The sequence below is a fragment of the Saccharopolyspora sp. NPDC050642 genome, from assembly GCF_040654735.1.
GTDB lineage: Bacteria > Actinomycetota > Actinomycetes > Mycobacteriales > Pseudonocardiaceae > Saccharopolyspora > Saccharopolyspora elongata.
The window spans coordinates 2,213-11,896 of record NZ_JBFAIN010000079.1 but is presented as its reverse complement, the minus strand read 5'-3'; the positions used below and the strand labels follow the sequence as shown (position 1 = coordinate 11,896).

The 9,684-nt window shown below is 65.4% G+C and carries 6 protein-coding genes and 1 pseudogene; 6 read left to right on the top strand and 1 reads right to left on the bottom strand.

The genetic code is table 11. The features are described 5' to 3' along the window. Nucleotides 1-138: 138 nt before the first annotated feature. Complete coding sequence (locus AB0H93_RS43945; protein ID WP_358582843.1) at nt 139-486, bottom strand: hypothetical protein; 348 nt, start codon at nt 484-486, stop codon at nt 139-141. A gap of 40 nt (nt 487-526) precedes the next feature. Between AB0H93_RS43945 and eccD the strand changes: the two genes are divergently transcribed. From eccD to AB0H93_RS43915, 6 genes and pseudogenes are all read left to right on the top strand, one after another. Continuing rightward, on the top strand, nt 527-1,831 hold the full coding sequence (gene eccD, locus AB0H93_RS43940) for a type VII secretion integral membrane protein EccD (protein WP_358582840.1): 1,305 nt from the start codon (nt 527-529) through the stop codon (nt 1,829-1,831). Nucleotides 1,832-1,875: 44 nt separating this feature from the next. Then, nucleotides 1,876-3,234, top strand: coding sequence for a type VII secretion protein EccB (gene eccB / locus AB0H93_RS43935; protein ID WP_358582837.1), 1,359 nt, complete (start codon nt 1,876-1,878; stop codon nt 3,232-3,234). An 11-nt stretch (nt 3,235-3,245) separates the two neighbouring features. Then, complete coding sequence (locus AB0H93_RS43930) at nt 3,246-3,539, top strand: hypothetical protein (RefSeq protein WP_358582835.1); 294 nt, start codon at nt 3,246-3,248, stop codon at nt 3,537-3,539. 24 nt (nt 3,540-3,563) lie between these two features. Then, a complete protein-coding gene (locus AB0H93_RS43925) occupies nt 3,564-3,854 on the top strand; it encodes a hypothetical protein (protein ID WP_358582832.1) in 291 nt (96 codons plus the stop codon). A gap of 105 nt (nt 3,855-3,959) precedes the next feature. Beyond that, entirely contained in the window at nt 3,960-7,223 is a 3,264-nt protein-coding gene (locus AB0H93_RS43920; RefSeq protein ID WP_358582830.1) for a hypothetical protein, read from the top strand. Nucleotides 7,224-7,225: 2 nt separating this feature from the next. After that, nucleotides 7,226-9,684 (top strand): annotated as a pseudogene (locus AB0H93_RS43915) (hypothetical protein); the annotation flags it as partial.

The window sequence follows — 9,684 nt, the reverse complement described above, 5'->3', positions numbered from 1 at the left end:
GCGTGCCGGTGCTGGTCGTGGCGCTGGTGATCGGCTGGTTCGCCGTCCGCAAGCGCGTGGACACCACCAAGGCGCTCGACGAGAAGGTCTGAGCAGTGGCAGGAGCGGGAGCGGTCACGGACCGCTCCCGCTCCTGTGCTAGTTGGAAGCACGGCCGCGAGAATCTGGGCGGCGGCCGGTTGCCCGTTCGTGCAGGGCTTCCTCGGCCGGTTTCGCGGCGTGGTGTTGGTCGGCGAGGGTTCGCGTGACGTACGACGACAGCCTTGAGCAGCAGTAATCGTAGAGATTGTGAGCGCGGACTCCGCACTGTTCGGCGGCCGCGTGGCGCGGGGCGGTTTCATCGCTTGCCCGGTCGCGCGCGGTCATCGTGGTTCTTCTGAACCAGGCACGTTCGGCGAAACGTGTGGTTGTCATGGAGGCGACGAGCACGGCGACCACAGCCCCGGGTTCCGGTGGGTCCAGCGAGATGTGCCGGCTGATCATCATCGGCCCGTCCTCGCGCGTGGAACTGGCCGTTCCTGCGCACGTGGCAATAGCCGACCTCATGCCGACGGTGCTCGGCCACCTCGATCCCACGCTGGCCACCTCGGGCATGGAGCACGGCGGATGGGTGCTGCAAAGGCTCGGCGAGGAGCCGCTCGACGAGGACAAGGGCACCGCCGAGGCCGGACTGTACGACGGCGACATGCTCTATCTGCGACCGCGCGACGACCAGCTGCCGGTAGCCGACTTCGACGACCTGGTCGATGGTGTCCACACTGGACTGTCTGGTCGCGGCGACACTTGGCGCCCGGCGTTCACCTACTACACCAGCATGACTACCGCTGCGATGTGCGCGCTGCTGGCCGTCTTCGTCTGCACCTTCGCGGCGACGGGGACGGGGATCGCCATCGGTGCGGCCACGGTCAGCCTGCTGCTTCTGGCTGGAGCCGCCGGCATGTCGCTGTACGTCCGCGACAGTGGCGGGCAGGCGGTGACCCTGGCTGGAGTCGGAGTCTTCGCGGCGGCCGTGGCTGGGCTGGCCTTCCCCGGTGCTGATGCGCCGCCGGCGTGGATCGACGGGCCGGGGGTTCTGTCCGCCGGGGTGGCCATCGCTGTCTCTGCTGTGCTGGCCCGGGTGTCGCTGAAGACGGCCAAGCCTGCGTTCCAGGCGGTGGCCGCTGGTGGTGTGCTCACCGCGTTGGGCGGCGTGCTGACCGTGCTCGTCGGCCTGGACGGCGCGTCCACGGCCGCGATCGTCACGATCCTCGCGGTCGCGCTGACCAGGGCAGCCCCGAACATATCGGCATGGCTGGGCGGACTGTCGGTGGAGCCGGTACCCACCACGCAGGACGAGTTCCAGGACGGCCTCGACCCGCTGCCGGGCGAGGGCGTCCTCGACCGCGCGTCGTTGACCGACACTCACCTGACCTCGATCCTCGGTGTGCTCGGCGGGCTGTGCACCGGGGGACTGATCGCACTGGGGTCGGTCGTGCAGTGGGACACGATCCTGCTGACGGCGCTGATCAGCGTGCTGCTGTTGCTGCAGGCCCGTGAGGTCGTCGGAATCTGGCATCGAGTATCCGCCCTGGTGCCTGCCGGGATGGGGCTGACAGTGCTGATGCTCGGCTGGAGCGCGAGCATGCCGGTGGTCGGCCGGATGGGCGTGCTGCTCGGGCTGCTGTCGCTGTCCGGTCTCGCCGTGGCCGCCGCGCACACGTTGCCCGGTAAGCGCTTGATTCCGCGCTGGGGCCGGTGGGGCGACATTCTCCAGTGGATCTGCGCGCTGGCCGTGCTGCCCATTCTGCTCTCCGTGATCGGAGTTTACGGCTGGGTTGCTTCCCTGCTGTGAACCATTTTCATATCCACGATCGTGCCGGGATTGGGAGGTGAGTGATGTACAGCAGGCGAGACCAAGTGGACGCCTATTCCTTTGTCGCGGGCAGGCTGTCCTCGGCGATCTTGCGTACTGACCCGGACGGGCCGGAGCGCCCGCTGCGGCGCACCGGAGTCGGGCTCGCCGTTGGCATCGTCATCGGGATCTTGGTGACCGCGATCGTCGCGGTGGTCAACCTGTTCACCAACATCGGTGGCGGCAACGACGGGTGGCGAGAGCCGGGAACGCTGATTGTCGCCGAGGACACCGGAAACCGGTTCATGATGGTCAACGGCCGGCTGCGGCCGGTGTTGAACCAGGCGTCCGCGCGGCTGCTCATCGGCAGCAATCCCAAGGTCGCCACGGTCAAGACGGCCGACCTCGCGGACGTGCCGCGCGGTGCGCCGATCGGGATCCTCGGTGCACCGGACGCGATCCCCACCGGGTCGTCCGACAGTCCGTGGACCGTGTGTGCGGGGGCCGACGAAGGCACCAAGCTGTCGGTGACGGTCGGCGAAGGACCAGCTGTCTCCGACATGCGCGACGACCAGGCGCTGTTGGTCACCGCGGGCGGGGACATGTACCTGGCGTGGCAGGGCACGCGGCTGCGGATCGCGGCTGAATGGGTGCCGCGCGCGCTCGGGCTCGACCCGGCTCAGGCTCTCGCAGTGGATTCGTCGTGGCTGAACACGTTGCCGTCTGGGCCGGACATCGGCTCGCCGCCGGTCGAACGGGACGCGAACAAGGCGGGGCCCAACTTCAGCGGGACGCCAACCGTGGTCGGGCAGCTGATCGTCGTGCCCGAGGCGGTGGGGAACAACTACTTCGTGGCCGCGGGCAACGGCCTGGTCCCGGTGACCTCGACCGTGTCCGCGTTGCTCAGCGCCGACCCGGCATCGCCCGCGCGAGAGGCCGTGCGCATCACGCCCTCGGAGCTGGCGACGCAGAACGTGCTGCCCGCGCCGGTGTGGCAGTCCGCGCTGCCGTCGCAGCCGCCGGACCGACCGGATCTGGCGGGCCGTGTGCCGTGCGTGCGGTGGGAGCAGTCGCAGGCGCGGTTGGTGACGGCGCCGCCGCCGCAGGGCGATGCGCAAAGCAATCAGACGGCGGGGGTGGTGCGCGACGGCCGCGTGGCCGACCGGGTGGAGGTCATCCCTGGCGCCGGTTTCCTGGCGCGCACTCGCCCGGCGCCGGATGTTCCTGGTGCGGGTATTTACCTCATCACCGAAGCGGGAGCCAAGTTCCCGGTGGCCGACGCCGATGCGGCCAGCGCTCTTGGCCTCCCTGTCGAGACGGCTCGGCTGGTTCCGGCCGATCTGCTGGCACTGCTGCCAACCGGGCCAGTGCTCGAAAAAATCAATGGTGCTCAACAAGGATAGGAGAGATTCCCGTGGCGCCTAAATTCTTCTTCGACCCCGGCGTACTGCAGGTGGGCATCAATGCCTCCAGCCAAGCGGTCACCAACATGACGTCGGTCAAGCAGAAGGTCTGGCAGTTGACCGACCAGATCAAACTGGTCAACGACTCGGGCTCCGGTGGTCTGCTGACCACCAAGTTCTCCGAGTGGAACCAGGCCTTCGAGAAGTTGGTGACAGAGCTGGACCGCCTCAACGCGAAGGTCATCGCAACCCGTGTTACCAACACGCAGGCCAGCGACGATGCCACCACCACCGCCGGCAGCTGATCATATTCAAGAAAGGGAATAGCCATGTCGCGTTTTGACATCAACCATGACGGCTACATGGACCTCAACGAGCAACTCCGGCAGTGCCACGTCGCGGCCGGGGTCATCATCGAGGAACTCAACCAGGGCCTGAAAAAGATTCCGGAAGGTATGCAGGGTCAGGCCGAGGTGTTGTGGGGTCCGCTCCAGGCTGAGTGGAACAGGCTGTACGCCAAGATGTCGGAAGCCTTCAACGACAATGTGACCAAGTCGTTCAAGGTGCACGAGATTTTCAAGGACGGCGACAACATGGGCGCCAGAATCATGTCCATGTAGTCCCGTTTCCCCTCGGCCGCGGGCCCGCTTCGGTGGGCCCGCGGCCATCCTCCTCATCAATTCCACGCCCCTCCAGTGACTCGCGTGCAGAAAGGACCCTCCGCCATGACTGACGACCCCGCGGGCGGCAAGTTTTCGGGGCGTGGCAACAACCATCGCCCGAACCGGCCGACCGGCGAGCCGCAGCCGGAACCGCGGCTGGATGGTCTGGGGCCGAACAGGGCGATGGTGCCGGCTCCCGGGCAGCACGGTCCCAACGCGCCGCAGCAGCCGGATCCGGACGAGACGACCCGGGCGGAATTGCCGGATGACACCCCGGACCCGCATTTCACGCCGAATTCGAATTCGCACCCGCAGACTCCCGTGTCCCAGCCAGGGCATGTGCATGTGGACGGGACGCCGACGCACCATGTCGGGCAGAACCTTCCCGACGCGAGTCAGGCGATGCCCGGGCCGGCGATGACTCCCGTGTTCTTTCGAAGGAGTGTGGACGGGACGCCGGCGAACCATGTCGCGCAGCACGGTCCCGACGTGCAGGAGCCGGGGCCCCGGCCGGATGACACCCCGCACCGGACACCGCTCGACGAAGGCTTGACTTGGGTCAAGGAGGGCGGAGAAGAAAAACTCAAGTGGCTCGGTGACCCGAAGGATGCGCCGTTTCTCGACAACGGCCCATACGAAGTGCATCTCAATGTATCCGGCGAGCTTGAGCAGTCCTACAACCCTGCGGACCGCGACGATGCTTCCAACGCGACGTACTACGAGCCATCCTCTGCTGACGACCGGGATCTGCACATTGGCGGCCACCCCGATGAATCCGGGTTCATGGCCATGCCCAACGGTGAGTTGCGGTGGGTCGGACCGAGAGACGACGTTCCGCTGACGCCAGACGGCCACGTGAGCCTCGGGGACAAAGGCGAAATCGTCGTCGACCCCCCTCCAGAGGTCTTTCGGGCCGATTATCGCGAGCGGGAGCCGTTTGCTGGTGAGAGGTCGGAGTTCGGTGATCGGTCTGCGGGGGATCAGGCTGGTCATCACCGGCAGGAGCCGTTTACCGGCGAGAGGTCGGAGTTCGGTGATCGGTCTGGTGGCCAGGGGGATGCGCTCCCATCGGCAGAGCCGGCCGGTTATCGCGAGCGGGAGCCGTTTGTCGGTGACGAGCGATCGGATTTCCACGACCGGTCTGGTGGCCAGGGGGACGCGCTTCCATCGGCAGAGCCGACGACGATGGTGAAGCCGGTCCACTCGGTCCAGCCGGGGGACGGCACGTCTGGTTCATCTGAGGAGTCGGGCCTGGCCTGGGTCAACGGCGACGGCACCTGGAAACTCAAGTGGGTTGGCGACCCGAAGGATGCGCCGCTGCTGGACAACGGCCCGTACGAGGCCCGTATCGGAAAAGACGGCGACGTCCACACCCTCTACAACGGGCACGACGAGGGCGACCCGACCAAGGTTTTCGCGTCCGGCAAGCCAGGATCGGGCAATCCAGACGACGGAACCGCCGGACTGATCGTGATGCCCAACGGCGACCTGCGCTGGGTTGGTCCGCGGGACAAGGCGCCCTTGCTCGACGACGGCAAAGTCGCTCTCGGCAAAGACGGCAAGATCGAGTTCGACGGACCGAAATGCGCGCCGGACGGAACGAGTCGCACCGAAGGCACTCAGCATCCCCTGGTGATCCAGGATCCGAACTCGGACGGGCCGCCGCCAGGATTCCACGGCCTCCCGACCTACGGTTCGCTCCCCGGCGAAGGCCGACAGGGCGTCAAGCCTCACACGCCGCGCGATGAAAGGACTGGGGATGGCGGCGGTTCCGGTGGTTCTTCTGGTGGTCAGGGGAGTCACGGCAGGGGCGGTTCTGGGGGCCGGGAAGGTGACGGCAAGGGCGATGGTGGCGGTTCCGGTTCGTCTGGTGGTCAGGGGGATGGGCAGCTTGGCCGAGGCGTGGCTGTGCAAGCGCCGATGGCCAAGGTGGGTGACGGCAAAGGCAGCGGTGGTGGGGGTCATGGAGGTGGTTCTGGCGGTTCGCCTGGTGATCAGGGGGGTGTGCCGTCGGAGCCGGTGACGTCGGTGAAGCCGGTCGCCAAGGTGGGTGATGGCAAAGGCGGCGGTGGAGGCCAGGAAGGTGATGGCAAAGGCGAGGGTGGCGGTTCCGGCGGTTCCGGTGGTTCGGCTGGTGGCCAGGGGGGTGTGCCGCTTGGCCAAGGCGTGCGTGTGCAAGCGCCGATGGCCAAGGTGGGTGACGGCAAAGGCAGCGGTGGTGGGGGTCATGGAGGTGGTTCTGGCGGTTCGCCTGGTGATCAGGGGGGTGTGCCGCTGAAGCCGAGGACGCTTTATAAGCCGGTCGCCAAGGAGAGTGACGGCAAGGGCGGTGCTGGGGGCCAGGAAGGTGATGGTGGTCGTTCCGGTGGTTCGTCTGGTGGGCAGGGGGATGGGCCGCTTGCCCGAGGCGTGCGTGTGCAAGCGCCGATGGCCAAGGTGGGTGACGGCAAAGGCAGCGGTGGCGGTTCCGGTGGTTCGTCTGGTGGTCAGGGGGCTGTGCCGCTGGAGCCGGTGACGTCGGTGAAACCGGTCGCCAAGGAGGGCGATGGCAAGGACGGTAAGGGCGGCGACGGTAAGGGCGGCGATGGCAAGGGCGGCGACGGCAAGGACGGTAAGGGTGGCGATGGCAAGGAGGGCGATGGCAAGGGCGGCGACGGCAAGGACGGTAAGGGTGGCGATGGCAAGGAGGGCGATGGCAAGGGCGGCGACGGTAAGGGCGGCGATGGCAAGGAGGGCGATGGTAAGGGCGGTAAGGGTGGCGACGGTAAGGAGGGCGATGGCAAGGAGGGCGATGGCAAGGACGGTAAGGGCGGCGATGGCAAGGGCGGCGACGGTAAGGGCGGCGATGGCAAGGAGGGCGATGGCAAGGACGGTAAGGGCGGCGATGGCAAGGACGGAAAGCCGAAGCCGTTGCCAGCCGTCAAGTCCGCCGATGGCAAAGGCAACCTCCGGTTCAACAAGGACGACTGGCTCAAGTTGCTGGGGGCGTTACACGATGTTGAGAACGGTCTGATCGACTACGCCACGATTTCCAAGTATGGCGAGCTGAATGGTAATTTCACGGCTCAGCCGAGGGGTACACAGTGGGAACCTGCCCAAGATTTGAATGCTCGGGCGAAGGGATTCGGTGGCTCAGTGGAGACTGTCAATGAGGCGCTTCGGCAGCGGCTGAGCACAGTTGTCAACGCGATGCGGTGGGCTATCGAAGTATTTGAAAACACCGACGATCTGGCGAACTACAGTCTGAATGACTTTGTCACCGAATTCCCGGACCTTAATTCTGGTGGCGGGAAGATGAGTGGCGGCCAAGGTTCTGGAGGGGCGTAGTCGTGGCGGACGACGAGAACGACGGTTCGAACAGCAGCAACGACGAGTCGAATGACGGGTCGAACAGCAGCAACGACGAGTCGAATGACGGGTCGGGCGGCGGCAACGACGAGTCGAATGACGGGTCGGGCGGCGGCAACGACGAATCGAAAGACGAGTCGGACGGCGAGGGCGGGTCAGGTGGCGACGACAGCAACGTCGTCGACCCGGACGTCACCAGTGGCCGGACTAACCTCTCCCGTGCGACCTACGAGGAGATTCTGTTCACGATTGCCGGCGTGGGCAAGGACCTGAACAAGATCCTGGATGCGGGCAGTGGGACGAAGGGCTGGCTTCAGTTCGACACCGGGGACGGGGGGCGTGTTGCCACCTCCTATACAACCGAAAGCTGGACCCCCGGCAAACCGTGGTTCAGGGTGGTTTACAACGACGCTTTGCTGGCGGACTGGCGCACGGCCGTCGGAGAGATCGACAGCTACATGCCACAGGTCACGGCTGCTCGGGTCGGCACTATCGACTGGGTGCAAGCCGCTGACGGCGTGGGGATGATCAGACATTACGTGAACTGGCTGGACGGAGCGCGCGAGAAGACTGCGGGATGGATCAGCAGACTCGACAGCCCGGACGCGGAGTTCAAAGGCCGCGCGGCTTATGCCATCCAAGGTCATGTCCGTCAGATCAACTTCCTGTTGGATGACCTGTACAAGCAGATTACTCACCGGAACCCGTCACCGGCAGAAGGCCTCGTCGACGTGACGTCCGGACTGCTCCTGTTCGGCAGCGAGATGGGGACGGCGTGGGACAGTGTGAGTGGCGGACTGGTCAACGCGATCGAGAACGCCCTCACCTTGGTGGTCAAGAACGTTTGGGCGTATGTTACGGGATCCGGCCTCGTCTCCGGTGACGACAATTACCTCCTGCCCTATTTTAAAGATAAGTCTGAGGGTTTAGAGTACATCAACTATGTGCTGTCGTCGTATGATTCCAGGACCGCTTCGGCAGGTAAAGGTTTGTCCCTGCATACTCCGGACGGAGTAGGGCAGGGTCCTGCACCAGGTACCACTTGGCGCCCTCCGCCGTTGCCGGAAGGTATTACGAGCCTCAAAGCCGACTTGCGATCCGAGCTGGGATGGTCCTGGATCAACAAGGCTGTCAGTGAGTCCGTGCGTGCCCAGTTGCAGCCGCTGAACGAAGCTGCCCGGAAAGCGGCCGCGCGGTTGGAAGAGGTCTTTGTCATCGCCAACCCGCCGTTTAAGGACTTGTTTGACAAGACGCCACCGACAATCGGCACTGCGGGCGGCGGTCCCGGCGGTAAGGGTGGCGGTGATGGTCCTGATCTGAAATTCGATCCCGACGGCAAGGGTGGCGGTGACGGTCCTGATCTGAAATTCAATCCCGACGGCAAGGGTGGCGGTGACGGTCCCGAGCTGAAATTCAATCCCGACGGTAAAGGCGGCGGCGGATCTGGCGCGAATGGTGGGGTGAATTTCCCTGGTGGCGGGTCTGGCGCGAATGGTGGGGTGAATTTCCCTGGCGGCGGGTCTGGCGCGAATGGTGGGTTGAATTTCGATCAGCCTGGTGGTGGGTCTGGTGGTCCTGGGGTTGGGTTGAATGCGCCTGGTGGCGGGTCTGGCGCGAATGGTGGGGTGAATTTCCCTGGTGGCGGGTCTGATCCGAACGGGGTGAACTTCAACGCGCCTGGTGGCGGGTCTGATGCGAATGGTGGGTTGAATTTCGATCAGCCTGGTGGTGGGTCTGGTGGTCCTGGGGTTGGGTTGAATGCGCCTGGTGGCGGGTCTGGCGCGAATGGTGGGGTGAATTTCCCTGGTGGCGGGTCTGATCCGAACGGGGTGAACTTCAACGCGCCTGGTGGCGGGTCTGATGCGAATGGTGGGTTGAATTTCGATCAGCCTGGTGGTGGGTCTGGTGGTCCTGGGGTCGGGTTGAATGCGCCTGGTGGCGGGTCTGATCCGAACGGGGTGAACTTCAACCAGCCTGGTGGGGGCGGCTTCGATCCCTTCGTTTCGGACCCGAACGGTCGGGGATCCGGCGGACTGCCGCTGACACCGTTCGGCGGGGTCCCGGGCAGTGGCGGTACGAACCCTGGATCGGGCCGGCGGCCGCCGGGCTTGGGATTCAACGCGCCATTCGGTGGTGGCAGTCCCGGCGATGACGGCGGCTTGAACCTGAATCGTAATCGGGAAGGCTGGGAGCCGGAGGATCCGTCCGCGCAGTTCAATTCGCCGAAGTCCAATGTGCCGGAGTTCCCGGGTAGTCGGGATGACGGCGGCTTGAACCTGAATCGTAATCGGGAAGGCTGGGAGCCGGAGGATCCGACCGCGCAGTTCAATTCGCCGAAGTCCAACGTGCCGGAGTTCCCGGGTAGTCGGGATGACGGCGGCTTGAACCTGAATCGTAATCGGGAAGGCTGGGAGCCGGAGGATCCGACCGCGCAGTTCAA